The sequence below is a fragment of the Pelotomaculum sp. FP genome, from assembly GCF_004369245.1.
GTDB lineage: Bacteria > Bacillota > Desulfotomaculia > Desulfotomaculales > Pelotomaculaceae > Pelotomaculum_C > Pelotomaculum_C schinkii.
Genome location: NZ_QFGB01000002.1, coordinates 70,603 through 96,024, shown reverse-complemented (window position 1 = coordinate 96,024; position 25,422 = coordinate 70,603). Strand labels below are relative to the sequence as shown.

General features: G+C 52.9%; 29 protein-coding genes. 28 read left to right on the top strand and 1 reads right to left on the bottom strand.

Annotation, left to right across the window (positions count from 1 at the left end; all coding sequences use genetic code 11):
- Positions 1-33 precede the first annotated feature (33 nt).
- The 3 genes from rho (at position 34) to Psfp_RS01235 (ending at position 3,788) form a co-directional block, all read left to right on the top strand.
- Positions 34-1,356 (top strand): transcription termination factor Rho, encoded by a 1,323-nt coding sequence (gene rho, locus Psfp_RS01245; protein ID WP_190259400.1) that lies wholly within the window; start codon positions 34-36, stop codon positions 1,354-1,356.
- A 74-nt stretch (positions 1,357-1,430) separates the two neighbouring features.
- Complete coding sequence (locus tag Psfp_RS01240) at positions 1,431-2,321, top strand: M23 family metallopeptidase (protein ID WP_134216737.1); 891 nt, start codon at positions 1,431-1,433, stop codon at positions 2,319-2,321.
- Between the two features lie 213 nt (positions 2,322-2,534).
- Positions 2,535-3,788 carry a radical SAM protein gene (locus tag Psfp_RS01235; RefSeq protein ID WP_134216736.1) on the top strand — a complete coding sequence of 418 codons (1,254 nt, stop codon included), beginning with the start codon at positions 2,535-2,537 and terminating at the stop codon, positions 3,786-3,788.
- Between the two features lie 100 nt (positions 3,789-3,888).
- Here the strand turns inward: Psfp_RS01235 and dmpI are convergent, their stop codons facing one another.
- Entirely contained in the window at positions 3,889-4,080 is a 192-nt protein-coding gene (gene dmpI, locus Psfp_RS01230; RefSeq protein WP_134216735.1) for a 4-oxalocrotonate tautomerase DmpI, read from the bottom strand.
- A gap of 209 nt (positions 4,081-4,289) precedes the next feature.
- On the opposite strand from dmpI, the gene rpmE reads away from it, so the two are divergent.
- The 25 genes from rpmE to spoIID all read left to right on the top strand — a co-directional run bounded on the left by rpmE (position 4,290) and on the right by spoIID (position 25,394).
- Positions 4,290-4,496 (top strand): 50S ribosomal protein L31, encoded by a 207-nt coding sequence (rpmE, locus tag Psfp_RS01225; protein WP_134216734.1) that lies wholly within the window; start codon positions 4,290-4,292, stop codon positions 4,494-4,496.
- 104 nt (positions 4,497-4,600) lie between these two features.
- Positions 4,601-5,476: a DUF1385 domain-containing protein gene (locus tag Psfp_RS01220; protein ID WP_134216733.1), complete on the top strand. Its 876-nt coding sequence runs from the start codon at positions 4,601-4,603 to the stop codon at positions 5,474-5,476.
- Entirely contained in the window at positions 5,466-6,533 is a 1,068-nt protein-coding gene (gene prfA, locus Psfp_RS01215; RefSeq protein WP_134216732.1) for a peptide chain release factor 1, read from the top strand. Before Psfp_RS01220 ends, prfA begins: the two co-directional genes overlap by 11 nt.
- A gap of 261 nt (positions 6,534-6,794) precedes the next feature.
- Positions 6,795-7,670, top strand: coding sequence for a peptide chain release factor N(5)-glutamine methyltransferase (prmC, locus tag Psfp_RS01210; protein ID WP_243120414.1), 876 nt, complete (start codon positions 6,795-6,797; stop codon positions 7,668-7,670).
- 62 nt (positions 7,671-7,732) lie between these two features.
- Complete coding sequence (locus Psfp_RS01205) at positions 7,733-8,839, top strand: L-threonylcarbamoyladenylate synthase (protein ID WP_134216731.1); 1,107 nt, start codon at positions 7,733-7,735, stop codon at positions 8,837-8,839.
- Positions 8,840-8,948: 109 nt separating this feature from the next.
- Complete coding sequence (locus tag Psfp_RS01200) at positions 8,949-9,491, top strand: manganese efflux pump MntP family protein (RefSeq protein WP_134216730.1); 543 nt, start codon at positions 8,949-8,951, stop codon at positions 9,489-9,491.
- Positions 9,492-9,502: 11 nt separating this feature from the next.
- Positions 9,503-9,979: a low molecular weight protein arginine phosphatase gene (locus Psfp_RS01195; protein WP_134216729.1), complete on the top strand. Its 477-nt coding sequence runs from the start codon at positions 9,503-9,505 to the stop codon at positions 9,977-9,979.
- A 109-nt stretch (positions 9,980-10,088) separates the two neighbouring features.
- Complete coding sequence (gene rpiB / locus Psfp_RS01190) at positions 10,089-10,547, top strand: ribose 5-phosphate isomerase B (protein ID WP_134216728.1); 459 nt, start codon at positions 10,089-10,091, stop codon at positions 10,545-10,547.
- A gap of 30 nt (positions 10,548-10,577) precedes the next feature.
- The gene (glyA, locus tag Psfp_RS01185; RefSeq protein ID WP_134216727.1) at positions 10,578-11,822 is read left to right on the top strand and encodes a serine hydroxymethyltransferase; all 1,245 of its coding nucleotides are present in this window, start codon (positions 10,578-10,580) and stop codon (positions 11,820-11,822) included.
- A 200-nt stretch (positions 11,823-12,022) separates the two neighbouring features.
- On the top strand, positions 12,023-12,502 hold the full coding sequence (locus Psfp_RS01180; protein WP_243120413.1) for a cytidine/deoxycytidylate deaminase family protein: 480 nt from the start codon (positions 12,023-12,025) through the stop codon (positions 12,500-12,502).
- Between the two features lie 59 nt (positions 12,503-12,561).
- Complete coding sequence (locus Psfp_RS01175) at positions 12,562-12,876, top strand: MazG-like family protein (protein WP_134216725.1); 315 nt, start codon at positions 12,562-12,564, stop codon at positions 12,874-12,876.
- A 72-nt stretch (positions 12,877-12,948) separates the two neighbouring features.
- On the top strand, positions 12,949-14,100 hold the full coding sequence (gene wecB, locus Psfp_RS01170; protein WP_134216724.1) for a UDP-N-acetylglucosamine 2-epimerase (non-hydrolyzing): 1,152 nt from the start codon (positions 12,949-12,951) through the stop codon (positions 14,098-14,100).
- A 193-nt stretch (positions 14,101-14,293) separates the two neighbouring features.
- The gene (locus tag Psfp_RS01165; protein WP_134216723.1) at positions 14,294-14,545 is read left to right on the top strand and encodes an AtpZ/AtpI family protein; all 252 of its coding nucleotides are present in this window, start codon (positions 14,294-14,296) and stop codon (positions 14,543-14,545) included.
- Positions 14,546-14,557: 12 nt separating this feature from the next.
- The gene (locus Psfp_RS01160) at positions 14,558-14,962 is read left to right on the top strand and encodes an ATP synthase subunit I (RefSeq protein ID WP_134216722.1); all 405 of its coding nucleotides are present in this window, start codon (positions 14,558-14,560) and stop codon (positions 14,960-14,962) included.
- A gap of 47 nt (positions 14,963-15,009) precedes the next feature.
- Positions 15,010-15,744 carry a F0F1 ATP synthase subunit A gene (gene atpB / locus Psfp_RS01155; RefSeq protein WP_134216721.1) on the top strand — a complete coding sequence of 245 codons (735 nt, stop codon included), beginning with the start codon at positions 15,010-15,012 and terminating at the stop codon, positions 15,742-15,744.
- A gap of 96 nt (positions 15,745-15,840) precedes the next feature.
- The gene (gene atpE / locus Psfp_RS01150; RefSeq protein ID WP_134216720.1) at positions 15,841-16,074 is read left to right on the top strand and encodes a F0F1 ATP synthase subunit C; all 234 of its coding nucleotides are present in this window, start codon (positions 15,841-15,843) and stop codon (positions 16,072-16,074) included.
- A gap of 193 nt (positions 16,075-16,267) precedes the next feature.
- Positions 16,268-16,753, top strand: coding sequence for a F0F1 ATP synthase subunit B (gene atpF / locus Psfp_RS01145; RefSeq protein WP_243120412.1), 486 nt, complete (start codon positions 16,268-16,270; stop codon positions 16,751-16,753).
- Positions 16,750-17,310, top strand: a complete 561-nt coding sequence (locus Psfp_RS01140; RefSeq protein ID WP_134216718.1) for a F0F1 ATP synthase subunit delta — start codon at positions 16,750-16,752, stop codon at positions 17,308-17,310. The genes atpF and Psfp_RS01140 overlap by 4 nt, the downstream gene beginning before the upstream one ends.
- 22 nt (positions 17,311-17,332) lie before the next feature.
- Positions 17,333-18,850: a F0F1 ATP synthase subunit alpha gene (atpA, locus tag Psfp_RS01135; RefSeq protein WP_134216717.1), complete on the top strand. Its 1,518-nt coding sequence runs from the start codon at positions 17,333-17,335 to the stop codon at positions 18,848-18,850.
- Positions 18,851-19,037: 187 nt separating this feature from the next.
- Entirely contained in the window at positions 19,038-19,901 is an 864-nt protein-coding gene (atpG, locus tag Psfp_RS01130) for an ATP synthase F1 subunit gamma (RefSeq protein WP_134216716.1), read from the top strand.
- A 131-nt stretch (positions 19,902-20,032) separates the two neighbouring features.
- Positions 20,033-21,445, top strand: coding sequence for a F0F1 ATP synthase subunit beta (gene atpD, locus Psfp_RS01125; RefSeq protein WP_134216715.1), 1,413 nt, complete (start codon positions 20,033-20,035; stop codon positions 21,443-21,445).
- Positions 21,446-21,463: 18 nt separating this feature from the next.
- On the top strand, positions 21,464-21,871 hold the full coding sequence (locus Psfp_RS01120) for a F0F1 ATP synthase subunit epsilon (RefSeq protein ID WP_134216714.1): 408 nt from the start codon (positions 21,464-21,466) through the stop codon (positions 21,869-21,871).
- A 139-nt stretch (positions 21,872-22,010) separates the two neighbouring features.
- Positions 22,011-22,787, top strand: coding sequence for a YwmB family TATA-box binding protein (locus Psfp_RS01115; protein WP_192895222.1), 777 nt, complete (start codon positions 22,011-22,013; stop codon positions 22,785-22,787).
- 13 nt (positions 22,788-22,800) lie between these two features.
- Positions 22,801-24,060, top strand: a complete 1,260-nt coding sequence (gene murA, locus Psfp_RS01110) for a UDP-N-acetylglucosamine 1-carboxyvinyltransferase (RefSeq protein WP_134216712.1) — start codon at positions 22,801-22,803, stop codon at positions 24,058-24,060.
- Between the two features lie 374 nt (positions 24,061-24,434).
- Positions 24,435-25,394 (top strand): stage II sporulation protein D, encoded by a 960-nt coding sequence (gene spoIID, locus Psfp_RS01105; protein WP_134216711.1) that lies wholly within the window; start codon positions 24,435-24,437, stop codon positions 25,392-25,394.
- Positions 25,395-25,422: the final 28 nt, after the last annotated feature.

The window sequence follows — 25,422 nt, the reverse complement described above, 5'->3', positions numbered from 1 at the left end:
AAACTATCAAAATAATCGCTGGGGGGGTTGCCTTTGAATTATGCAGACTTAGAGAGTAAAACACTGGTTGAACTTTACAAAATCGCCAAGGACCTTGAGCTACCGGGCTACTATAAGTACCGCAAAAAGGAACTGATTTTTGAAATCTTAAAAACTCAGACCGAGAAGAATGGCCTTTTATATGCCAAAGGAGTACTGGATATCCTGCCTGACGGTTACGGTTTCTTAAGACCCTTCCAATACCTTCCCAGTTATGACGATATTTACGTATCCTCATCACAAATCAGGCGTTTTGACCTTCGTACGGGTGACATGGTGGCGGGTCAGGTGCGCCGGCCTAAAGAAAGCGAACGATACTTTGCCCTGCTGCGGGTAGAGCAGGTGAACGGCATTGACCCGCAGCAAGCCGAAAGCAGGCTGCATTTTGACGGACTCACCCCCCTTTATCCCATGGAGCGGATTAACCTGGAAACTGAACCGGATAAATTTTCAACCCGGATTATCGACCTGCTTGCCCCCATCGGCAAGGGCCAGCGCGGCCTGATTGTTTCCCCGCCCAAAGCCGGCAAGACCATTCTTCTTAAGGAAATTGCCAACAGTATCACCCGCAATAACCCGGAAATTACTTTGATGGTCCTTCTTATTGATGAACGGCCGGAAGAAGTAACTGATATAGAACGTTCCGTGGACGGCGAGGTTGTCAGCTCAACCTTTGACGAACCGCCGGAAAATCACGTCAAAGTTGCTGATATGGTTTTGGAGAGAGCCAAACGGCTGGTAGAGCACGGTCAGGATGTGGTTGTCCTGCTGGACAGCATCACCCGCCTGGCCAGAGCGCACAACCTGGTGGTCCCGCCAAGCGGGCGCACTCTTTCCGGCGGAGTCGACCCGGCCGCCCTGCATAAGCCCAAAAGGTTTTTTGGCGCGGCGAGGAAACTGGAAGAGGGCGGCAGCCTGACTATCCTGGCCACTGCCCTGGTTGAAACGGGGAGCAGGATGGACGATGTTATTTTCGAGGAGTTTAAAGGAACGGGCAATATGGAGCTGATTCTGGACCGGCGGCTGGCCGAAAGGAGGCTTTTCCCGGCTGTTGATGTACAGCGTTCCGGTACGCGCAAGGAAGAGCTGCTCTTATCCAGGGAAGAGCTGGAAATGATCTGGCAGTTCCGTAAATCCACCAACGGGGCAACCCCCTGGGAAGCCATGGATATGCTGGTCGAACAGATGAAGCGGACCAGGACCAACAAGGACCTGGTGGGCGCCTTTCTACACCTGCGAAGGGCCGAGGGGGGTTCCGTGAGCCGTCCCGAAAGCGGGCGCCGGGGCTCCTATACGGTAGGCGCTGACAGCAAGTAAGGGATAACAAAGTATAATAAATACCTCTTCTGGCAAAACTAGCTATTGATTTTGCTTAGAAGAGGTGTGTTTTTTTGACAAAGCAATTTTTTAATCTGCATATAAATTTGATTAGAGCTCTTACGGCGATGTTTCTGGCTGCTGTTATCCTATTGGGTACCAGTCCGGCTATGGCCCGTCTGGATGAGTTGATTGTTGGGAATAAATATATCTCACCCCCTGTGGCCCTGGTGGAGGATGACAACCAGAGCCTGTACGAGGTCAAGCCGGGCGACACCCTCACGGATATTGCCAGACTCAACGGTATTTCCCTCGAGACACTGGCCTTAGCAAACAGGCTGCCTGACCGGGATCACATTAAGGCTGGCCAGCGCTTAAAGATCCCCTCAGATTGCATCGTCCATCTGGTGCAGCCGGGGGAAACGCTGCTGGATATCTCTAAGCTCTACCACGTTAATGTAAATGTGATAGCCGCCAGAAACGGGCAGGCGGACCCAAACACCATCCTGGCGGGGCAGAAATTGATGATTCCCCGCAGTTTCCCCGCCCTTGGCCCCCCTCCTTCCAGAGGTCTTGCCGCGGGATGGTTGTCCTGGCCGCTATATGGCGCCATCAGCTCACCTTTCGGTTTGCGGGATGGGAAGCCCCACGAGGGAATTGACATTGCCGTGGAAGAAGGCACACCAATCAGGGCCGCAGCGCCCGGCCGTGTGGTATTTACCGGTTCGAGAGGCACTTACGGCCTGGCAGTGATTATCGACCACGGCGATGGATTACGCACACTGTACGCCCACTGCTCAAAAATCTTGGTTGCTGAAGGAGATCCGGTGGACACAACCACAGTCCTTGCCCTTGCCGGTAATACGGGCAAGTCCACAGGACCTCACCTGCACCTGGAAGTGCTCATGAACGGCACACCCTTAGACCCGCTGAACTACCTGGAACAGGAGCATTACTACGGCTAAAATGAGCTTCACCCTAAGGTGGAGCTTATTTTATTACAAAGAAGAAGCCGCCAAATCTTCTTGAAGCTCGTTTCCTGTTAAAGTTTATGGATGGAACAATAACTGCCTGATTATGGGTGCAGAAGGATTTCAACAGCAATGAGCCAAGTGTTTGCCAGGAATAGGAGTATCAATTATAATATTGCAATAGGTTGTCTTTAGGGGGAATGGCCAGTGTACCGCCTGGTTTTTGCAGGGGAAGACGGTCGCCTTTATGACCACCACAGCCTGGGGGCTACCGGCCGCACCGGGGACAGGTTTGTGGAGATAGCGGAGGAGGACCTGATTAAGCTGCCGCAAGGGGCTTCCCTGGTACTTGTGCCGGCCGGCGTCCCGCTCGGCGTAACGCGGTCCGGTCGTTTCACCCTGCTGGAGCAAAACCCGTGGAAATCCGGCCGTGCCTGGGCGGTGGGGGCACTCTTGCCCCAGGGCTATACCCGTACGCTGTTGCCTTCTTTTCAGCGCGGCAAACAAGAAAAACCGCTGCCTCTAATGGGTTATACAGCTGTAGCCTGCCGGGATGGCGAACTATATGCGGCTGCCCTGCCCACTGACGACCCCGGGCCCTGGGATCCCTCGGCATACGACAGCGGGGACCTGCCGTTCCGGGTTAAACAAAAACAAAAAGATTATCCGGCCAACCGGATCATTCGCCAGCTGGCTCATTGCGCCCTGAATTACCACTGTTTTACCGCCCAAAACATTTTTTATGGCCGCTGGGAGGGCGGGATCCCTGTTTCGCCAAGGTGCAACGCCAACTGTCTCGGGTGCATATCACTGCAGCCGGCTGAATGCTGCCCGTCACCCCAGTCGCGCATCAATTTCAACCCAACACCGCGGGAGGTGGCTGAGGTGGCGATCCCTCACCTGGAACCGGGGAACGGCGCCATCGTCAGTTTCGGGCAGGGCTGCGAGGGCGAACCTGCTCTGGCCTCGTCAGTTATTTCCGAAGCCATCGGCATGATCAGAGCTGAGACCAGTTCTGGCACCATCAATATGAACACCAACGGCGGGCATGCCGCAGGGATAGCAGAAATTTGCCGGGCCGGTCTGGACGCCATCCGTATCAGCCTGATCAGCGCCAGACCGGAGACTTACAACGCATACTACCGCCCTGCCGGCTTCGGCTTGGCAGAGGTCCGCAATTCCATTGCAAAGGCAGTTTCCGGCGGGGTTCAGGCTTCTTTGAACCTGCTCGTTTTTCCCGGTCTTACCGATCGGGAGGAGGAGGCGGCTGCTCTTATCGAGCTAATCCGCGACACCGGGGTCAATATGGTCCAGTTGAGAAACCTTAATATAGACCCCAACCTGCTCTGGCGGCATGTGCCCTTATACAGTGGTTCCACTATGGGTGTCCCGGAGTTGGTGGATGCGTTGAGAGAATTGCCCGGCTTGACCGTTGGCAGTTACAGCCACCCGTTAGCGTAATTGTCCGTACCTCAAGCGGGAGCCGGGAGGGGGCGAAATCTTAATAATGTTTGTCCTCGGGTATCCAAAGTAGCTTTTGCGGGCATGAATTCGCTGCATTTTACTTGGCCATTTTGTCAGACAAGAGCCGGCCGCCGGTTCCGATATTGTCCATATCATTTTCTTTAATCAGCGTAACAAAAGCCTGTTCAGGTATACTTAAAATCTCGCTTGCTTTTTGAGTAAGTTCCTTAACCAGCAGCGCCTTTTTGTTTCTGTCCATTTTACCTGCTTCAACTGTGATAACGGGCATAATAACACTCCTTCATTTATGAATTTCAACTTAATCTTAGCATTGTGATTTTATGGTGTAAATATGCTGCAAAAGTTTATGGCAGGCGAAAGGACGGCGAGTGCAGCAACTCTTCTTGCCCGGAACCCTGTTTGTGTTGCGGGGCAATAAAACGTATGCTATAATTAGGAAGTGTGTCCCTTTGCTATGTCAGGAAAGAGGTGAATAAAATGAAAGAAAACATTCATCCGAAGTACGGGAAAATAACAGTTTCCTGTGTGTGCGGTGCGACCTTTGAAACCGGCTCAACCCAAAAAGATATGCGCGTGGAGATTTGCTCCAAGTGCCACCCCTTCTATACCGGATCACAGCGGACCATTGAAACCGGCGGCAGGGCCGAGCGTTTCCGTAAAAAATACGGCCTGACGACGAAGTAGGGCAGGTAGCAGAGCACGAGCTCTGCTACTTTTACTATGCGGCGCCGTCCGGTTGTTTTAAGTTGGGGTAGCAGCAGGCGCCTGTTTAAAAGGAAGTGAAATAAATGTCTTCATTCCAATACGGCGGTCAGGCGGTCATTGAAGGAGTAATGATGCGTGGCCCGGATTCCCGCGCCGTAGCTGTCCGTAAGCCGGACCAGACCATTATTGTGGACGAAAAGACGGTAGGCTCCCTGACCAAGCGGGTGAAGTTTTTAAAGTGGCCCATGGTGCGCGGGGTGGTTATGCTAATCGAGTCCCTGGTTATGGGTATCGAGGCGCTTACCTTCTCAGCCGGTCAGGCCACCGGAGAAGAAGAAGAGCTAACCCCCGGCCAGATTTTCATTACGATTGCTGTTGCTCTCGGACTTGCCGTCCTGCTTTTTGCGGTTCTGCCTACTGCTGCGGCCCATATGTTGAACAGAATAGCCCCGGGCAGCTTGGTCCAGAACCTTATCGAAGGTTTCTTCCGTATTGCTATTTTTCTGGCTTATGTGGTGGCGATCGGACGGATGGCCGACATCCAGCGTGTATTCCAGTACCATGGAGCCGAGCACAAGGTCATCAACGCCTATGAGGCCGGAGACCTGCTCCAACCTGACCGTGTACAGCGGTATTCCACTTTGCATCCTCGTTGTGGCACGAGTTTCCTGCTGATTGTAATGGTCATCAGCATACTGATTTTCTCCATGTTAGGCGAGCAGGTATTGTGGTGGAGGATACTATCCCGCGTTCTCTTGCTGCCGGTTGTAGCCGGAATTTCATACGAAGCGCTTAAATTATCCGGTAAGTATGCTTCTACACCGTTATGCCGCTTTTTAATAGCGCCCGGACTGTGGTTGCAAAAACTGACTACCAGCCAACCGGACGATGGTCAGGTAGAGGTGGCCATTGCTGCTTTCGGGGCAGTGCTGAAGGAGAGCGATAAGAATGTTAAGTAAATTGGCCAGCCTGGAGGAAAGGTATGAAGAATTGGGTAACCTGATCGGGGACCCTGAAGTAATGGCAGACCTTCCTCTCTGGCAGCAGTACGTAAAAAGCCATGCCGACCTGACCGGCGTGGTTAACGTTTACCGGGAATATATGAAAATAAACAGGGAAATGCAGGAGGCGAAGGCCCTCCTGGCCGAGGATGCAGACGCCGAAATGCGGGAAATGGCCCAGCTTGAACTGGAAGAACTGGCGCCTAAAAAAGATGAGCTGGAACAGCGCCTCAAATTGCTGCTGCTGCCCAAAGACCCTAATGACGATAAAAACGTGATTGTTGAGGTACGCGCTGGTACCGGTGGGGAAGAGGCGGGACTATTTGCCGCAGACTTGTTCCGCATGTACTCCCGCTATGCCGAGCGGCAGGGATGGCACACCGAGGTGCTTGACAACAATCCCACCGACATCGGGGGTTTTAAGGAAATTATTTTTCTTATTAACGGAAAAGGCGCATACAGTCGCCTCAAGTTTGAAAGCGGTGTGCACCGCGTGCAGCGGATCCCCAGCACCGAGTCCGGGGGGCGTATTCACACGTCTGCCGCCACTGTGGCCGTATTGCCTGAGGCCGAGGAAGTCGATCTTGATATTGATCCCAACGACCTGCGCATCGATGTTTTCTGCGCGTCCGGGCACGGCGGCCAGTCTGTCAATACCACCCAGTCCGCAGTACGCATTACCCACCTGCCGAGCGGTATTGTCGTCTCCATGCAGGACGAAAAGTCACAGCATAAAAACAAGGATAAAGCTATGAAGGTACTCATGGCGCGCTTACTTGACCGTGCTGAGGAAGAGCGCCAGCAAAAGATGTCCACAACCAGAAAATCCATGGTGGGCTCCGGAGATCGCAGCGAGCGCATCCGCACCTATAATTTTCCGCAAAACAGGGTGACCGACCACCGGGTTGGGTTGACCCTGCACCGTCTTGATACGGTTTTGCTGGGTGACCTGGATGAGATTATCGACACCCTGGTTACCACCGACCAGGCTGAGCGTTTAAAACAGGATAACTGATACGGCAGGCCAGGCTTAAACACGATTTGTTCCTCTTCTCTGAAAATAACGGTACATCTGTTCAGCTCACAGAGCGAATCCAAAAAAATGCAGGTGCGAATTCATTCGCACAAACGTTACATTCGTTACACAAATCCGGCGCTGGCGGGCGATGTGCGATTGAAATGGCGCCTGCATCGCTTGGTATTTTCCATGATACGTGGCGCCGCGATCGCGGCGTGTGGAACGAACCTAAATATACACACAGTTGAGGAATGTAATTTGTCCCAAACAATAAGACAGATCCTCCAGGAAGCCAGAAGAAAATTGCAAAAGGTGGAGGGGGCCGCGCCGGCTCTGGATTCCGAAGTGCTGTTATCCCATGTCACCGGCCTCGACCGGGCCGGTTTATACCGGGAATGGGAATGCACTCTCCCGGCGCATGAGGAAAAATATTTTTGGGAAATGGTCATGCGGCGGCTTCTTGGAGAACCCGTGGCTTATCTTACAGGCTGCAAAGAATTCATGGGCCTGGACTTTAAGGTCAACCCTTCCGTTCTAATACCCAGGCCCGAGACCGAACTGCTGGTTGAAACAGCCCTGGCGCTGCTCCCGCCGGCGCCGCTGGTGATCGATGTCGGTACCGGCAGCGGGGCGATAGCGGTGAGCCTGGCTTCTTTTTTACCGGAGAGTATCGTTTATGCCACCGACTGTTCGGGAGAAGCTCTGGAAGTGGCCAGGAATAATGCTGCCAGGCATGGTGTTGGATCGCGTGTGAGGTTTTTCCGTGGTGAACTTTTAGAGCCGTTGGCAGGCGTTGTCCCTGCCAACGGGGTGGACTTAATCGCGGCCAACCTGCCCTATATATCCTCAGACGAACTTGCCGGTCTCCCCCGCAGCGTCCGGCAATTTGAACCCGTGCTGGCTCTGGACGGGGGAAAGGGTGGCCTGGAACTTTACAGGCGGCTTATCCCCACAGCCGCAATATTATTAAAAAAGGGCGGTTTGCTCTTGCTGGAAATCGGTTTCGACCAGGCCCGGGATATGCTGGGGCTGTTAGAAACCAGTTGGGAAGCCGATATTGTCAAAGACCTGGCCGGTTTGGACAGGCTGGTAGTGGCCAGGTTATGCGACGGCGCAGAATGTAAACCCGCATGACTCTGGCGAACCGGATGAGAACTTGCTCTTCTTTGACGGGGCAAAATATGAGGTAACTTTAGATGACTCAAAAGATATTGGCCACAAGGTACATAAAAGTTGACCCGCTTCATCCTGACCCCAGTGTGATCCAGGCGTCAGGGGATATCCTGGCGCAGGGAGGGCTCGTGGCCTTCCCAACAGAAACCGTTTATGGACTTGGCGCAAATGCCCTGGACGGCAGGGCGGTAATGCGGATTTTTGAGGTCAAGGGACGCCCTTCCGACAACCCCATGATTGTCCACGTGGCGGATTTAGACCAGGTCAAAGATTTAGTGGAAAGTCTCTCCAGCTCGGCGCAAGAGTTGATGCAAGCCTTCTGGCCTGGGCCGCTGACCCTGGTCCTGCCGGCTGGCGGGGTGGTGCCGCCGGAGGTGACGGCGGGACTGCCGTCCGTAGCCATCCGCATGCCCGGACACGCAGTGGCGCTGGCCTTAATCAGAGCGGCCGGGTCGCCGGTGGCGGCGCCCAGCGCCAACCTTTCAGGCCGCCCGAGTCCTACCGTGGCTGCTCACGTAATGCAGGATTTGAACGGACGAATTGATATGATCCTTGACGGGGGTCCGGCCGGGGTAGGTGTGGAGTCGACCGTTCTCGATCTGACCGGTCCGGTTCCCACGATTTTAAGGCCGGGAGGGGTTACTCCGGAGGCTTTGACGGGGATACTGGGTAAGGTGATGGTTGATCCGGCTGCGTTAAGCAGCCTGCAGGCAGCCAAACCGCGGTCTCCTGGGATGAAATATACTCATTATGCCCCCAGAGCTCCGCTCCTGCTGCTGGAAGGCGACCCGCGGGCCATCGCGGCAAAAATCAGGGAAATAGCCACAGAGTACCGCTCCAAGGGTAAGCAGGTGGGAATCCTTGCCTACTCAGACGGCGAGGATTATGCCGGGACAGGGCAGGTGGTCCTGGCCGGACAGAGGAGTAAACCGGAAACTGTAGCCGCTGGCTTATATGCAGCTTTGCGGCGTTTCAACGATTTGGAGGTCGACTATATCCTGGCTGAAGGCCTGCCGGAAAGCGGGGTAGGACTGGCTGTCATGAATCGCCTGAGAAAGGCTGCCGGAGGCAGAATTTTGCACGTTGTCGACCAGGATGCTGACAACCTTGATAAAATGCATGATGAATAAACTTCTCAGTTGGGAATAATTATCCTGAGCATAAACAAGTTTTCATCCGCTGCCGCTTCCGCGACAGCGATTATATAAGTTGTTCATGAAGGGCCAATAGGAGTGTGCCATGAGCCTTATTACCTTGATAGTTTTAGCCGTTGCCCTGGGAACAGACGCCTTTTCGCTTTGTGTCGGCATCGGCCTGGCCGGAGTCAACCGGCGCCAAATCATCCTGGTGAGTTTGACCGTGCTTATTTTCCACATTGCCATGCCTCTGACCGGCTGGTTGGCGGGTGAATTCGCCGGCAACCTGCTGGGTCGCGCGGCTGCAATTGCAGGCGCCCTGCTGCTGGTCTATCTTGGCATTAAAATGGTTTGGGAAACCTGGCGGCATCGCTTGGAGCAGGCGCCTGTCCGGGTTAATTTCAGTGTTGGCGGGTTGCTCCTGCTGGGGGCCAGCGTAAGCATGGACGCCTTAAGTGTCGGCTTTACCCTGGGGACCCGCCAGGTCAACCTGCTGCTGGTGGCGGGACTAATCGGAGTTGTGGCAGGTATAATGACCTTTACCGGTCTGGTTTTTGGCCGTTTTCTGGGCGGGTGGGTCGGTGAGAGGGCACAGTTGCTGGGAGGATTGGTTCTGGTGGGTATCGGCGCCAAAATGATTTTTTGAGGTGTTATGATATGAAAATAATTTTTGTCTGTACGGGTAACACCTGCCGCAGCAGCATGGCCGGAGCCATAGCCAAGAGGCTGCTGGAAGACCGTCCGGGCTGCCAAATGGATATTGTGTTTGCCTCGGCCGGGGTGGCGGCTATAGCAGGGGAACCGGCTTCACCTGAGGCAGTCACCGCCCTGGCTGAAATGGGTATCGATTTGGACCGGCACAGAGCTGTGCTGCTGACCCCGGAAGCTGTGAGACAGGCCGATCTCGTGTTAACCATGACCATGGCCCACCAGCGGCATGTTCAGACACTGGTTCCCTCGCAAGCGGAGAAAGTGTTCACTCTCGCAGGGTACGCCAAGGCTGTTGGAGATATTGCCGACCCCATCGGGCAGCCGCTCGAAGCCTACCGCAACTGTGCCCGCAGATTGGTGGATTTAATCGGCAAAGCGCTGGACAGGCTGGGGGTGGCAAGCCAAAGCTCCGGGGGGACTTAACCAAAAGTGTTACAAGCAGCATTTGTTCGACAAGATTAAAGGGAAAATTGGAATTGCTGTAGAACTTTTGTTATGGCACAACTATATTTAAAAGAACGGTGATGCTTTTATGAAAATTGCCGTGGCCAGCGATCACGGCGGTTACATATTAAAAAAGACGGTAATCGCGCTTCTGGAGGAATCCTCCATAGCATACAAGGATTTTGGAACATTTTCAGCTGATCCGGTTGACTATCCGGACATCGCCCTGGCGGTAGCCGAAGCTGTAAGCGGCGGCGCCTATGAGCGAGGCATACTATGTTGCGGCACGGGGATCGGAGTAGCGATCGCGGCCAATAAAGTACCGGGGATCAGGGCGGGGCAGTGCCACGATACCTTTTCAGCCCGGGCTGCGCGCGAGCACAATGACGCCAACATCCTGACCATGGGTGAGCGTGTGATTGGACCCGGACTGGCCAGGGATATTGTTACAACCTGGTTGCAGGCAGAGTTCCAGGGGGGGCGCCACAGCCGCAGGGTAGATAAAATAGGAGTTATTGAAAGCAAATACAATTGTTCAAGCCGGTAAGTTTACAACCGGTTGTAGGGAGGATTTTTTATGTTGAAACGGCCCCTTGCTGAAGTTGACCCGGAAATTTCCCGTATTATTGAACTCGAAACCAAACGGCAGGAGTTTACCCTGGAATTAATCGCCTCTGAAAACGTAGCCAGCAAAGCGGTGATGGAGGCGCAGGGCACTGTCCTGACCAATAAATATGCGGAAGGCTACCCCGGGCGCCGCTATTATGGGGGTTGCGAGTACGTCGACATGGCTGAAAGCACGGCCATTGCCAGGGCCAAGGAATTGTTCGGAGTTGATTATGCCAACGTCCAGCCCCACTCCGGCAGCCAGGCCAACACCGCGGTGTACTTTGCCCTGCTGAAACCGGGCGATACCATCCTGGGCATGGACCTGGCCCACGGAGGGCACCTTACCCACGGCAGTCCCATCAACATTTCCGGCAAATACTTTAATTTCGTATTTTACGGGGTGGATCAAGACACCGGCCTTATTGATTATGAAAAGGTCCTCGCCACCGCCTGTGAGCATAAACCCAAGATGATTGTTGCGGGCGCCAGCGCCTATCCGCGCGCCATTGATTTTCGCAAAATGAAGGAAATAGCGGATGAGGTTGGAGCCTACCTGATGGTTGATATGGCCCATATCGCCGGCCTGGTCGCGGCCGGGCTGCATATGAGTCCGGCGCCGTATGCCGACATCGTTACCACCACCACCCACAAGACCCTGCGCGGCCCCAGGGGCGGCCTGATCCTGAGCAAGGATGGCGAAAGGTACGCGGCTAAAATCAACCGGGCGGTCTTTCCCGGCATTCAGGGCGGTCCTCTGATGCATGTAATAGCTGCCAAGGCCGTGGCGCTGAAAGAAGCGCTTGAGCCTGGTTTCAAAGAATACCAGCAGAATATTGTCACCAATGCCCGGGCTCTGGCCGAGGCTTTGCTGGAGCGGAAATTTGAGCTGGTTTCGGGCGGTACCGATACACACCTGGTATTGGTTGACCTGAGAGGTAAAAACATTACCGGCAGTGAAGCCCAGATTCTGTTTGACCGTGTCGGTATTACTATCAACAAGAACGCCATACCCTTTGACCCGCAGCCGCCCAATATTTCCAGCGGGATCCGCATCGGCGTCCCCGCAGTCACCACCCGCGGCCTGAAAGCGCAGGATATGGCGTTAATCGCTGAAATTATGGACTATACTATTGCCAACCGCGCTGATTCAGCCAGGTTGGACCAGGCCAGAGAACGGGTTGCTGAAATCTGCCGGAGGTACCCTCTGTATTGAGACGTGAGAAGCGGGAGTAAACAGGATCACATATGTTTAAACCCGTTAGCAATACCCGGACCCCACGACTCACGACCCACGTCCCATGTCCAAAATTGTGAGTGTGTTAGCGATAACCTGAGTTGGGCTGTCAGCACATGCAACTGCCGGGGCGGCAGCGAAATAAAATTGTAAGCGCTTGGCCAAGCGGGGAGGATAACTTGACCGGAGAAAGCAAGCAGAGGCCGACCTGGGACGAGTACTTTATCGAAATAGCCAAGGTGGTATCTACCAGGTCCACCTGCCTGAGACGTTTTTACGGGGCTGTTATCGTCCGCAACAACATCATTATCAGCACCGGTTTCAATGGTTCACCCAGGGGTGAGGCTAACTGCATTGACACGGGCAGGTGTATCCGGGAAGAACTCAAGATCCCCAAAGGAGAAAGATACGAACTGTGCGTTGCCGTCCACGCGGAACAAAACGCTATCATCAACGGCGATCCGGTGAAGATGATAGGCTCGTCTATCTACGTGACGGGTTTCAACTCGGACGGCTCCTTGGCCTCGGGCGCCCCCTGCCTGCTCTGCAGGCGAATGATCAGGAATGCCTTGATTGACAGAATCGTTTACTTGAATGAAAATGGCGAAATGGTCATCTGCAAGTGGTCGCCGGAGCAAAAAGACTGGCTGATGATTTAGACAATTATGGTATAATTTTGCTAGCCTGTCATCCTATAAGGCGGACGTGAGGTGTACAAGTGCAGAAGAAAAATATCCTTTTGCCGAAGTTGAATAATCTTTCCCCCACTATTGAATCCACAGCCCTGAAGCTGATGGAGGAAGCGGGGGAACTGGCCCAGGCCATCGGGAAACTGCGCGGCCTCTCGGGTGAAGCCAAAAGGCTCAGTGAAAAAGAGGCGATGATGAAGATAACCTATGAGCTGCTCGATGTTGCCCAGACGGCTGTATCGATGATGTTTGTGCTGGAGGAGCAGTACGGGATAGATTTGGAAAAAGCCCGTAATGAGCATATCGGCAAGCTGATTGAAAAAGGTTATCTAAAGGTTGTCTAGCGCATAGACTATTTCCAGTGGACTGGCCGGTATGGATAACCTTACATTATTCGTTATCAAGGAGATGTGTTTTTGCTTAAAGTACTGGCAGTATTCGGAACCAGGCCGGAGGCCATAAAAATGGCGCCCCTGGTTAAGGAGTTGGAAAAACACCAGGCGGAAATCGAATGCAAAGTTGCGGTTACCGCTCAACACCGCGAAATGCTGGACCAGGTTTTGCAGCTATTCGAGATCACCCCTGCTTACGACCTTAATATCATGCAGCAGGGACAAACCCTCTTTGATATAACCAATCGGGCACTGTCCGGGTTAAAGCGGGTCTTTGAGACGGAAAAGCCTGACCTGATCCTGGTGCATGGTGATACCACCACCACTTTTGTGGCTGCTCTGGCCGCCTTTTATCTGCAAATACCGGTAGGTCATGTTGAGGCCGGTTTGCGCACCCGGAAAAAATTTTCCCCGTTTCCGGAAGAAATAAACCGCCACCTGACGGGCGTTCTGGCAGATCTGAATTTTGCCCCCACAGCCACGGCGAGGCAAAACCTGCTGGCGGAAGGGGCAGAGCCGGAAACCATATTTGTGACCGGCAATACGGTTATAGACGCCCTGCTGGCCACAGTGCGGCCCGGCTACCGGTTCGATGACCCGGTGCTGAACGCACTGGATTATCATAAACACAGGGTGTTTTTAGTCACCACGCACCGCCGGGAAAATCTGGGGGAACCCATGCGTGAAATATACCAGGCGCTGCGGGAGGTGGTAGAGTCCTATCCCGATGTGCAAGTGGTCTTCCCGGTCCACAAAAACCCTGCCGTAAGAAGGGTCGTGGATGATGAGCTGGGTGGACTGGACAGGGTTCACCTCACGGAGCCTATGGATTACCAGCCGTTTGCCAACCTTATTGGACGCAGTTATCTGGTTTTGAGTGATTCCGGCGGCCTTCAGGAGGAGGCGCCTTCCCTGGGCAAGCCTGTCCTGGTGCTGCGCGATACCACCGAACGTCCGGAAGCGGTGGATGCCGGCACGGTGCTGCTGGTGGGAACCGGCCGGGAAGCGGTGGCTGCCGCCGCCAGAAAGCTGTTGGAGGACGGCGCTCACTATGACAGGATGGCCAACGCCGTCAACCCGTACGGGGATGGCCATGCTTCCCGGCGTATTGTGCAGGCCATCAGGTACCGTTTTGGCCTTTCCGGAAAACGTCCCGGGGAATTCAGGCCGGTTTAAATGTACTATAACCTGTAATATTTAACATAAATCCAATATTTATCTTCAATGGCATATATTTTGTAAGATTAGAAAAATTTTATTTAAAATTTATTATTCAAATGGAGGAATACCATTATTTTTGTAGAACAAATAAGGTTAAATACTGTTATAGGCCTCGTAGAAGCATGAGCCAGTCAGGTTGCGGTCAGTGATGGCCGAAAAAAAAGATAAAAAAATAGAAGAAAAAAGAGAAGGCCGGGGAGGCGTACTGCAGGCACTTGCCCTGACCACCACGATAGGTATGGAAATGGCTATAACGGTGGTTTTGGGATACTTTGGCGGCAGGTATCTGGACCAGATGCTCGGCACCGGGCCGTGGCTGCTTCTGGTAGGGGTCCTGGGCGGGCTTGCCGCCGGGATGCTGGGTGTATATAAAACCCTCAAAGGGTTTTTAGGGGAGTAAGGGAGTAAGAATATGCGGGATTGGGACTTTGACGGCCAGCTTGCCAGGACATTGAGGATATTGGCTTGTCTTTTGGTGTTCTTTTGCCTGGCTTTGCTTATCCGGCCCCAAGATCCGGTTTTATTGGGTCTTGGTATCGGTATTGCAACGGGCATGTGGAATGCTTTTTTTCTGGGTAAAAGGCTTCTCGCCATCGTCAGCATGGCTGTTCCCAATGCCTACGCTCATATGAAGGCCGGTTACGCCATGCGTATCTCAACCAGCATCGCGGTACTTTATTTCGTGTCGCGCACTGATTCCATTAACCTTTACGCGGCTGCGGCGGGTATTTTTGTAGCTCCCTGCATCTTTACTTTTAGTACTGTCTTGATGCTGATGGGCCTACCCAACAGGAAATCGGAGGGGCCCAATTCTTAAACATATGGGCATCAAAATTTAATATAGAAAGGGGTGAGAAAAGAGTTATGTTGAGTTTCGAAGAAGTTGAACACGAGCTAAACATATGGGGATGGCCGCACGATACATGGGATCTAGTGGTAGGCAACACCACCCTGGCTTTCAATCCAAAAACCTTGATCCTGACCTGGATTACCATGCTCCTGGTAATTCTTTTTGTTGTGGCTGCGACTAGAGGCATGGACATGCGCAGACCCAGAGGGGCGCAGAACATCATGGAGATGATGTGGGAGTTTATCAGAGGTCTGGTCAATGATAATATGAACCCCAAGATAGGCTTAGCCCTGCTCCCAATTGTAATAACCTATTTTATTTTTATTTTGTTCGCCAACTTAATTGGTCTCGTACCTACCCTCAGTTCTCCGACAGCAGATTATAATACGACGTTTGGCCTCGCCCTGTGTACCTTCATACTGATTTATATCTTTGGTATCCGGTACAAAGGTCTTGGTTACTTTAAACACTATCTGAAGCCATTCGTATTCTTCCTTCCCATTACAATCATTGAAGACTTAGCCAAGCCCGTTACGCTGACTTTCCGTCTTTATGGGAACATATACGCCGGGGAAGTGCTGATTGCCGTCCTGCTGGGCATGCTGGGAGGGTGGATCCATGTCTTTGGGGGTTTTATCGCTTCCGTAGTATGGCTTGCTTTTAGTATCTTCGTGGGTTGTATACAGGCCTTTATTTTCACCATGCTCAGCATAGCGTATGTAGGGCAGGCTGTATCTGATGAGCACTAGAATTTAATAGATTGATTTACGAGCTTGGATTTGCTTTATGATCCAACTACTTAGTTAACAATGGATTAAATTTACCTTGGAAAGGAGGGGAAATGCATGGAATTAGGAGCTGGCGCTGCTCTAGGAGCGGCTCTCGCAGTAGGCCTGGCCGCCCTTGGCGCAGGTATTGGTGACGGTATGGTTACCGGCAACGCCGTACAAGGTCTTGCCCGTCAGCCGGAGGCTAAGGGTTCCATTATGACCACCATGTTTATTTCAGTGGGTCTGATCGAAGCTATGCCCATTATTGCGGTCGTTATCGCCTTTATACTTTTGGGCAAAGCTGCCTAAGAAGGCATGTGTCAAGGCAAAAAAGGCATAGCATAATGGTCGTGTGTGGTTGGAAGTGAGTCGTTGGGAAAGATGTTGTCTTTCTGAAATCTTTCATCTTTAATCAATGACCAACGACCCCACGGCTCACGACCCACGACCAAAATGCTATCGCCTTCCTTTTGTCCACCGGGAGATGGAAGGAGGGGAACGAGTGTTAGAATTTAACGCTACAGTACTGGCGCAGATATTTGATTTTATAATTTTATTAGTTTTCTTGCGCTTAGTTGCTTATAAGCCGCTGGCTAAGCTTTTGGCTGACCGGTCGGAACATATTGCCAGCAACATCGCCGCTGCCGAACAGGAAAGGCAGCAGGCGGAACAATTGAAAGCGGGCTACGAGGCTGAAATGCGCCGCTCCCGCGAGCAGGCCCAGGAAATTATCCAGAAGGCTACCAAGGCCGGTGAAGACCAGGCTTTGGAAATCATTGAAAACAGCAAAAAAGAGGCTGCCAAGATTAAAGACGCCGCCCTGGCGGAAATTGAACGTGAAAAGCAAAAGGCGATTGCAGAACTGCGTGACCAGGTTGCTTCCCTGTCCGTACTGGTTGCTGGTAAGATCATTGATAAAAATATGGATGACCAGATCCAGCGCAGTTTGATTGATAACTTTATTAAAGAGGCAGGGGAACTGCAATGAGGGGCCCTGTAGCGGGACGTTACGCGCAAGCTTTATATGATATTGCATCTGAGGAGAAAACCTTACCGAAGTACAAGAGCATGGTCGACAGGATTGAGTCCGAACTTAAAGAGGTCAGAGGCATCCTGGACGAAAACATTGAACTGCAGAGGCTGCTTTACCACCCGCAAATCACCGCTGCAGCCAAGAAGGAATTATTAGACCAGCTTTTTAAAGGGAAAATATCTGAAGTCACGGGTAACTTTCTTGCCTTGTTGGTAGATCGCCGGCGGGAGACTTATTTTGGCGACATTGTCGATGAGTTTGTGGCATTGGCCAATGCTGACCGGGGCATCATTGATGCCAGGGTAACCACGGCGGTTGAGTTGAACGATGCGGAAAAGGGCGAACTGAGCAGCATCCTGGCCAGGCTGACCGGTAAAAAAGTACAGACCTCTTATGCTGTTGACCCGTCTATCATAGGCGGGGTTATAGTGCGTATGGGGGATAAAATTATAGACGGCAGTGTTAAGACCAGATTGACTACCCTGAAAGATCGCCTGAAGGCAATAAGTTAACTAGATAGGGGTGAACCAGTGAATGAATTTGCGACCTGAAGAAATCAGCTCGATTATTCGGCAGCAGATAGATAAGTACCAGGCCCAGATCGAGATGACGGATGTCGGTACCGTAATCAATGTCGGTGACGGTATCGCCCGTGTATACGGCTTGATGGACTGTATGTCCATGGAGCTGCTGGAATTCCCCGGCGGTGTGCTGGGGATGGCCCTCAACCTGGAGCAGGACAACATCGGCTGCGTTATTCTCGGGCCTTATAAGCATATTAAGGAGGGGGACACGGTCAAGCGCACCGGCCGGATTATATCCGTACCTGTAGGTGACGCCCTGATCGGCCGTGTAGTCAACCCCCTGGGCCAGCCGCTGGATGGCAAAGGACCCATTAACAGCGACAAATTTAACCCGGTAGAGAAAATCGCCCCCGGTGTTATGTTCCGTAAATCGGTGCACCAGCCTCTGCAGACCGGGATCAAGGCTATCGACTCTATGATTCCTATCGGCCGCGGCCAGCGGGAACTTATCCTCGGTGACCGCCAGACCGGTAAGACCGCCATCGCCGTTGACGCTATCATCAATCAAAAAGGCGGGGATGTCATTTGTATTTATGTGGCTATTGGACAGAAACAGTCTACTGTGGCTAACGTAATGCAAAAACTGCAGGATACAGGGGCTATGGACTATACCATCATCGTTTCCGCCACTGCATCTGACCCATCCCCGATGCTCTATATCGCTCCATTCGCCGGGGCAGCTATTGGTGAAGAGTTCATGGCTCAGGGCAAACATGTCCTGATTGTTTATGACGACCTGTCCAAGCAGGCTACCGCTTATCGTGAAATGTCACTTCTATTGCGCCGGCCGCCCGGACGTGAGGCCTATCCAGGAGACGTATTCAACCTGCACAGCCGGTTGTTGGAGCGTGCCTGCAAGCTGTCCGACGACCTTGGCGCAGGCTCCATGACGGCTCTGCCCATTATCGAGACCCAGGCTGGCGACGTTTCCGCATATATTCCAACTAACGTTATCTCCATCACCGACGGCCAGATCTTCCTTGAGCCCGACCTTTTCTACGCCGGTGTACGGCCCGCTGTTAACGTGGGTATCTCGGTATCCCGTGTGGGTGGCTCCGCACAGGTGAAAGGCATGAAAAAGATTGCCGGCAGCCTCCGCCTTGACCTGGCCCAGTATCGTGAACTGGCCGCCTTTGCCCAGTTCGGTTCCGACCTGGATAAATCTACCCAGGCCAGGCTGACCCGCGGCGAGCGTATGACGGAATTGTTAAAACAGGGACAGTACGTACCTATGCCGGTTGAAGAGCAGATCATGAGCATTTATGCCGCTGCCAATGGTTATCTGGACGATATGCCGATAGAAGCGGTACAACCTTTTGAAGCGGAATTGTTGAAATTCATGAAGGCTAACAAGCCCAGTATAGGTGAAACCATCAGAAAAACCGGAGAATTTGCAGCTGTTGAAAAAGAACTGCGTGCAGCCGTAGAAGAATTCAAGAGTGGTTTCAAAACTGCACGTGGCCTGTAGTAACAGAAGTCGGAGGTCAGAAATCAGAAGTCAGAATAAAAAGAATTCGCAAAGCGAATTCCAACTTAAATCCGACGTCTGACATCTGACGACTGACGACCGATTTTAAGGTAGCGGCTTTGGGGCATCAAGTTTTAGACCTGTTGCCGGTACCTACTGCCGAATGTAAAAGGTGGTGAAAAAGTAGATGCCAAATTTGCGAGATCTTCGGCGCCGTATCAAAAGCACCCAAAACATGCAGCAGATTACCAAGGCCATGAAAGCCGTTTCGGCTGCTAAAATGCGCAAGGCACAGGAAGCTGTGACACTTGCCAGACCGTATTCCAAGCGGATTAAGAGTGTTCTTGGGCGGGTAGCCGTGGCCTCCGCTGGGGTTAATAACCCGCTGTTGGAGGTGCGCGAGCCGAAGAAAGCAGCATATATCGTTATATCAGCCGACCGTGGACTTTGCGGCGGCTTCAACAGCAATGTAATTAAGCGTGCGACCCAGGAACTTAAGGCAGCGAGCGCAGAAGTAAGCCTTGTTACCATCGGCCGTAAAAGCCGTGACTTTTTTGTGCGGCGTGGATTCAATATCGCCAAGCAGTACATTGGGTTGGGCGACGACATCAAATACGGCACGGTAAGGGAAATCGCTTCCTATGTGATTGATAAGTACTCGAACCAGGACTATGATGTGGTGTACCTAATTTACAGCCAGTTTGTCAATGTGCTGGTACAAAAGCCGGTTGTCGTAAAGCTGTTGCCGGCCGAGCCGCCAACAGAAGCAGAGGGTGCCGACGAAGCGAAGAAGGTCTCTTATATTTTTGAGCCCTCGCCTGAGGCGGTACTGGCCGAGTTGCTGCCCAAATACATTGAGAACGCTATTTACCAGGGGCTTTTAGAGACGAAAGCCGGTTTTTACAGCGCTCAAATGACAGCCATGGAAAACGCCACAAAGAGTGCTTCAGAAATGATCGACAACCTTACATTGTCCATGAACCGAGCCCGCCAGGCCCAGATCACCAAGGAAATTTCCGAGATTGTCGGCGGCGTTGCGGCTTTAGAGTAACACAATTGTTGCGAAATTACGGGATTAACAGTGAATGGATCGACGTAAGTGTGAATGTATTCACCCAAGATATTAATTCCTGTAAATTCGGATCGTGGTTTAAGTTGTTGTGAAGGAGGTAAGAGAAGCGAATGAACGTTGGTAAAGTTGTGCAGGTTATCGGCGTTGTGGTGGACATCAGCTTTCCACCCGGCCAGGTGCCTGAAATTTATAATGCTATCAAAATTAAGAGCGACAAGGAAGACATGTTCGGCAGGAAGATCGACCTTACCCTGGAAGTGGCCTCACACCTGGGAAACAACATGGTCCGTACCGTGGCCATGTCCGCTACCGACGGTCTGGTACGGGGCATGGAGGCTGTAGATACAGGCGCACCTATTACAGTTCCGGTAGGTAGGGCGGCTTTGGGCCGGCTTGTCGACGTTCTGGGTGAACCTATTGATGGTAAGGGACCTGTAAACAGTGACATGAAATATCCTATCCACCGTCCGGCGCCTCCTCTGGTGGAGCAGTCAACCAAGGTGGAGCAGCTTGAAACCGGTATCAAGGTTATTGACTTGCTGGTCCCCTTCTTAAAGGGCGGTAAGATTGGACTGTTTGGCGGCGCAGGCGTAGGCAAGACCGTTATTGTTCAGGAGTTAATCAATAATATTGCAAAACAACACGGCGGTATCTCGGTGTTTGCCGGTGTTGGCGAGCGTACTCGTGAAGGGAACGACCTTTATAATGAAATGACTGAATCCGGCGTTCTGGACAAAACCACGATGGTGTTCGGCCAGATGAACGAACCGCCGGGCGCCCGTCTCCGGGTCGCTCTGACCGGCCTGTGCCTGGCAGAGTACTTCCGTGATGAAGAAGGCGCCGACACGCTGATCTTTATTGACAATATCTTCCGTTTTACCCAGGCCGGCTCCGAGGTTTCGGCGCTGCTTGGCCGGATGCCTTCTGCGGTGGGTTACCAGCCGACCCTGGCCACTGAGATGGGACAGATGCAGGAGCGGATTACCTCGACCCAGAAAGGTTCGGTTACCTCGGTGCAGGCCGTTTACGTGCCAGCCGATGACCTGACCGACCCGGCCCCGGCAACCACGTTTGCCCACCTGGACGGCACGGTTGTTCTTTCCCGCCAAATTTCCGAGCTCGGCATTTATCCGGCAGTGGATCCGCTCGACTCGACATCAAGGATCCTTGACCCGCTGATCGTGGGAAATGACCACTATGCTGTTGCCAGGGGTGTTCAGAAGGTGCTCCAGCGTTACAAGGAACTTCAGGATATTATCGCTATTCTTGGTATGGAAGAACTTTCAGATGATGACAAGCTGTTGGTGGCCCGCGCCCGGAAAATGCAGAGGTTCCTGTCGCAGCCGTTCCACGTAGCCGAAGCCTTTACCGGCAGGTCCGGGGTATTTGTTTCAATTAAAGATACTATTCGCAGCTTCAAGGAGATCCTTGATGGCAAACATGACGATTTGCCGGAGGACGCCTTTTTCTGGGCGGGCAGTATAGAAGATGTTGTGGAAAGAGCCAAAGAATTAGCTGGATAAGAGAGGGGAGTGCGCAATATGTCGGAAAAAAGCCAACGACTGGAAATCGTAACTCCTCAGAGGAAGGTATTCAGCGAGGACGTGAAATTTCTGGTTGCGCCCGGGACTGACGGCGAATTGGGTATCTTGCCGGAGCACGCCCCGCTTATCACATCTCTTAACATCGGCGTCCTGAGAATTCAGCAGGACCGCGACTTTATCAAGGTTGTCGTAAGCGGCGGATTTATGGAAGTCCGCAACAGCAGGGTTACGGTCCTGGCCACCTCGGCTGAGAGGGCTGACGAGATCGACGTAGCCCGGGCCGAAAGGGCCAAGAAGCGGGCCGAGGACAGGCTGGCCGCAAAAGCCGCCGACCTGGACGTGCTGCGGGCAGAGCTGGCTCTTAAGCGGGCGATAATGCGCTTGAGAGCTGCAAACGACAAGTAGATTACTACTAAAAAAGAAGATTTACCCTACCGGACCCGGAGCAATTCGCCCCGGGTATTTTTTTATTTCGTATTGCAGTAGAAATAATTGGAAATAATAGAACATAAATATAATGCTGCACTTTTGGAGGTTACCACTTATGCTGAGGGCATTTCTCAGGGACTGTCCCCCAAAAAAGAAGTATATACTCGCCATGCTGATTGTCCTTATAGTGATTGCCCTGGCGCTGGCTCCGGCGGGCCTGAAGATGTTGGCGTCATACCGGGAAGAGCGTTCCCTGATGGATATGATGAGACTTAGCGGCGCCGAATTGCAGTCTGTTAACGTAACCGGCTGGGCAAGAGTTGATGCTCCGGAGGAAATGGCCTTGGAAGTTTTGGTCAATCATACCGCTGGGTTGTTAACACTTGAGGAAGGACGGCCCATGGAAACGTGGGAGAACGCATACGCCAGAGGTGTCAAAGTCCAGGGGACCATGCCCGGAGGCGCCACTGGAGCAGTTCTTGGCCAGACCATGGAACTCTTGCAAGGCCAAAAAGTTACTCACTTAATGATCAGCCTTGGAACGGAGGCCGGTAAAGCCGGCTACTATAAGGAAAAAATCCGGCAGGCTTTAATAACGCAGAGCGCTGACGAGTACGTGGCCCTGACTTACACCGGGAAAATCAACCGGGCGTTAAACCAGGAGGAATTGTTGACCAGGGCTGAGGAAGTCATGGCCGGGGCCGGCGCCGCTATTCAGGAAAAGACGGTCAAAGATAACCTGGTCAGCCTTACCGGACACAGCGATAACCTGCCTGACGGTTTGCGCTACGACGGCAAAGAGGTCAATCTTAACGTGGCCTTTCGCAGCAATATCCAGGAACAGGCTACCTATGTATACGTGGCTTCACCGGTAATTTATACGGAATATTAAGGCGGAGAGTATTTTGGAAAAGCTGATCGTACGCGGCGGGGCCGGCCTTAGAGGAACCGTGAAGGTAAGCGGCGCCAAAAACGCAGTCCTGCCCATTATTGCAGCGTCTCTATTGTCGGAGGGCGCCTGTACGCTGCAAGATATCCCCAATCTCGCAGATGTAGCCAGCATCTGCAGGGTTATTGAAAAATTGGGCGCGCGAGTATGCCGCGGTGATAAGGAAATAAACATTTCTGTCCCGGACCTGAAAGAAGTTGAAGCCCCGTATGAGTACGTACGCCTGATGCGCGCGTCTTTTCTGGTGATGGGGCCGCTTTTGGCCCGGGCCGGCAGGGCGGTAATGCCCTTGCCGGGTGGCTGCGCCATCGGTACCAGGCCAATCGACCTGCACTTGAAGGGTTTTAAAGCGCTGGGGGCTAAAATAATATATGGCCATGGCTGTATCGAAGCGGTAGCGGAAAGACTCAAGGGAAGCCGGATATATCTTGATTTTCCAAGTGTCGGCGCCACAGAAAACCTGATCATGGCCGCCAGCCTGGCCAGAGGCGCCACAGTGATAGAAAATGCCGCGGAAGAACCTGAGATTGTGGACCTGGTTAATTTTTTAAACGCTATGGGCGCCCGCATCAAAGGGGCGGGCACCAAAATAATCAAGGTGGAAGGAGTACCCAGCCTCAGCGGCGCCGTGCATACCGTAATCCCGGACCGGATCGAGGCAGGTTCTTTTCTGACGGCGGTGGCCATAACCGGAGGAGACGTGCTGGTCGACAACGTCATCTGCGACCACCTCAAACCTGTTACCGCCAAGTTAAGGGAGGCGGGGGTAAGGGTGGAAGAGAATGAAAACTCCATCAGGGTTTCGAGCGACAGCGAACTGCAGCCCGTTGACATCAAGACCATGCCCTATCCGGGCTTTCCCACCGATATGCAGGCCCAGTTGATGGCTGTCCTTTGCCTGGCCAGGGGAACCAGTATGATCACCGAAACTGTCTTTGAGAACCGGTTTATGCACGCCAATGAACTCAAGAGAATGGGGGCCAGGATAAAAATAGAAGGCCGCACCGCGGTCGTGCAGGGGGTGCCCCGGCTGACCGGCGCCCCCGTTAAAGCCACCGACCTGCGGGCAGGAGCGGCGCTGGTGTTGGCGGGTCTGGCCGCGGAAGGCCGCACGGAAATCGGCAATATATTCCATATCGACCGTGGCTATGACCGCCTGGAGGAAAAGCTGAGGGGCTTGGGCGCTGATATCCAGAGGTCGGCAGTGGTTTCCTGAACCGTTCCCAAGGTAGCCGCCCATACCAGCCGGCGGCGCCACATAATCGTGAAAGCACCAAACGATGCAGGTGCGATCAATCGCACACGGCGCGCCGGCGCCGGACTTGGGTAACTAACGTAATTTCTGTACGAAGGATTCACACCTGCATTTTTAAGGATTCGCTCTGTGGGCTTAAGCAGCTGAATAGTAATTTTCTAAGGAAGCAAAAAAAGGAAGCAAAAGAACCGTCCCCCTGCTTCCAAAGAACCGTCCCCCTGCTTCCTGCAAAAGGCGTAATGATTTTGTCAGTTGATTAACCAATTTGTGGTATAATATGCCAGTCCGTAAAATATACATTTATTACTAATAAGTTAGGTAACGGGGTGTCCCCTATGCGCCGGTTGACAATAGGTTCCCTGCTGCTGGCAGCCGCCCTGCTGTTTATTCTTCCTCATTTCATGAACAGGCAGTCGCCTGCCAAGTTCGGCTACGCAACAAGTACGGTCAGGTTGTACCTGCACCAGGAAAATAAGATCAAGAAGATACAGTTGGAAGAGTATCTGATTGGCGTGGTGGCTGCGGAGATGCCGGCTGAGTTCCCTCTCGAAGCCTTAAAGGCCCAGGCCGTTGCAGCCAGGACCTACGCCGTTAAACGCATGGGCGCCGGGGGTGTGGCCAATCCCCTGCACCCGGGCGCTGATCTCTGCGATGACCACCGTCACGGTCAGGCCTGGCTGTCCAGGGAGGAGCTGAAAGAGCGCTGGGGTACCTTGTATTACTACAAATATTTCTACAAAGTGAAAACAGCGGTGGATGAAACCAGGGGGGAGGTCCTGACTTATCAGGAGCAGTTAATCGACCCGGCTTATCATGCTGCCTGCGGGGGTAAAACTGAGAACTCGGAAGATGTCTGGAAGTTCCAGGTCCCCTACCTGCGCAGTGTCCCCTGTCCTTACGAAGACGACCCGCAATCGGTGCAAGCGGTATCCATCAGTTTGGAACAGGTAGACCAGGCGCTGGGTACAACACTGGCAGCCGTACCGGTTTCAGGTAACAAAGCCGCGGGTGAGATGAAGGTGATCGAAAGGACGTCTTCCGGCAGGCCGAAAACCCTGGTTGTCGACGGCCAGCAATTCCCGGCCGTAGCGGTGAGGGATCTCCTGGGCTTGCGCTCAACCAATTTCACCTGGAAGCTGCAGGACGGTTCTATAACCTTTACCACCACCGGCTATGGCCATGGAGTAGGTATGTGCCAGTACGGAGCCAAGGGGATGGCCGAGCACGGCTACACTTACCGGGCCATCCTGGGGCATTACTACAGCGGGGTGGAAATAACCGGCCTTGAAAACTAGGCGCCGCCGCTAACCGGCGCCCTCATGA

Coding starts and splice junctions, on each gene's coding strand:
- dmpI (WP_134216735.1), bottom strand. CDS start 4,080: ATGCCCGTTATCACAGTTGAAGCAGGTAAAATGGACAGAAACAAAAAG.
- rpmE (WP_134216734.1), top strand. CDS start 4,290: ATGAAAGAAAACATTCATCCGAAGTACGGGAAAATAACAGTTTCCTGT.
- Psfp_RS01220 (WP_134216733.1), top strand. CDS start 4,601: ATGTCTTCATTCCAATACGGCGGTCAGGCGGTCATTGAAGGAGTAATG.
- prfA (WP_134216732.1), top strand. CDS start 5,466: ATGTTAAGTAAATTGGCCAGCCTGGAGGAAAGGTATGAAGAATTGGGT.
- Psfp_RS01205 (WP_134216731.1), top strand. CDS start 7,733: ATGACTCAAAAGATATTGGCCACAAGGTACATAAAAGTTGACCCGCTT.
- Psfp_RS01200 (WP_134216730.1), top strand. CDS start 8,949: ATGAGCCTTATTACCTTGATAGTTTTAGCCGTTGCCCTGGGAACAGAC.
- Psfp_RS01195 (WP_134216729.1), top strand. CDS start 9,503: ATGAAAATAATTTTTGTCTGTACGGGTAACACCTGCCGCAGCAGCATG.
- rpiB (WP_134216728.1), top strand. CDS start 10,089: ATGAAAATTGCCGTGGCCAGCGATCACGGCGGTTACATATTAAAAAAG.
- glyA (WP_134216727.1), top strand. CDS start 10,578: ATGTTGAAACGGCCCCTTGCTGAAGTTGACCCGGAAATTTCCCGTATT.
- Psfp_RS01165 (WP_134216723.1), top strand. CDS start 14,294: ATGGCCGAAAAAAAAGATAAAAAAATAGAAGAAAAAAGAGAAGGCCGG.
- Psfp_RS01160 (WP_134216722.1), top strand. CDS start 14,558: ATGCGGGATTGGGACTTTGACGGCCAGCTTGCCAGGACATTGAGGATA.
- atpB (WP_134216721.1), top strand. CDS start 15,010: ATGTTGAGTTTCGAAGAAGTTGAACACGAGCTAAACATATGGGGATGG.
- atpE (WP_134216720.1), top strand. CDS start 15,841: ATGGAATTAGGAGCTGGCGCTGCTCTAGGAGCGGCTCTCGCAGTAGGC.
- Psfp_RS01140 (WP_134216718.1), top strand. CDS start 16,750: ATGAGGGGCCCTGTAGCGGGACGTTACGCGCAAGCTTTATATGATATT.
- atpA (WP_134216717.1), top strand. CDS start 17,333: ATGAATTTGCGACCTGAAGAAATCAGCTCGATTATTCGGCAGCAGATA.
- atpG (WP_134216716.1), top strand. CDS start 19,038: ATGCCAAATTTGCGAGATCTTCGGCGCCGTATCAAAAGCACCCAAAAC.
- atpD (WP_134216715.1), top strand. CDS start 20,033: ATGAACGTTGGTAAAGTTGTGCAGGTTATCGGCGTTGTGGTGGACATC.
- Psfp_RS01120 (WP_134216714.1), top strand. CDS start 21,464: ATGTCGGAAAAAAGCCAACGACTGGAAATCGTAACTCCTCAGAGGAAG.
- Psfp_RS01115 (WP_192895222.1), top strand. CDS start 22,011: ATGCTGAGGGCATTTCTCAGGGACTGTCCCCCAAAAAAGAAGTATATA.
- spoIID (WP_134216711.1), top strand. CDS start 24,435: ATGCGCCGGTTGACAATAGGTTCCCTGCTGCTGGCAGCCGCCCTGCTG.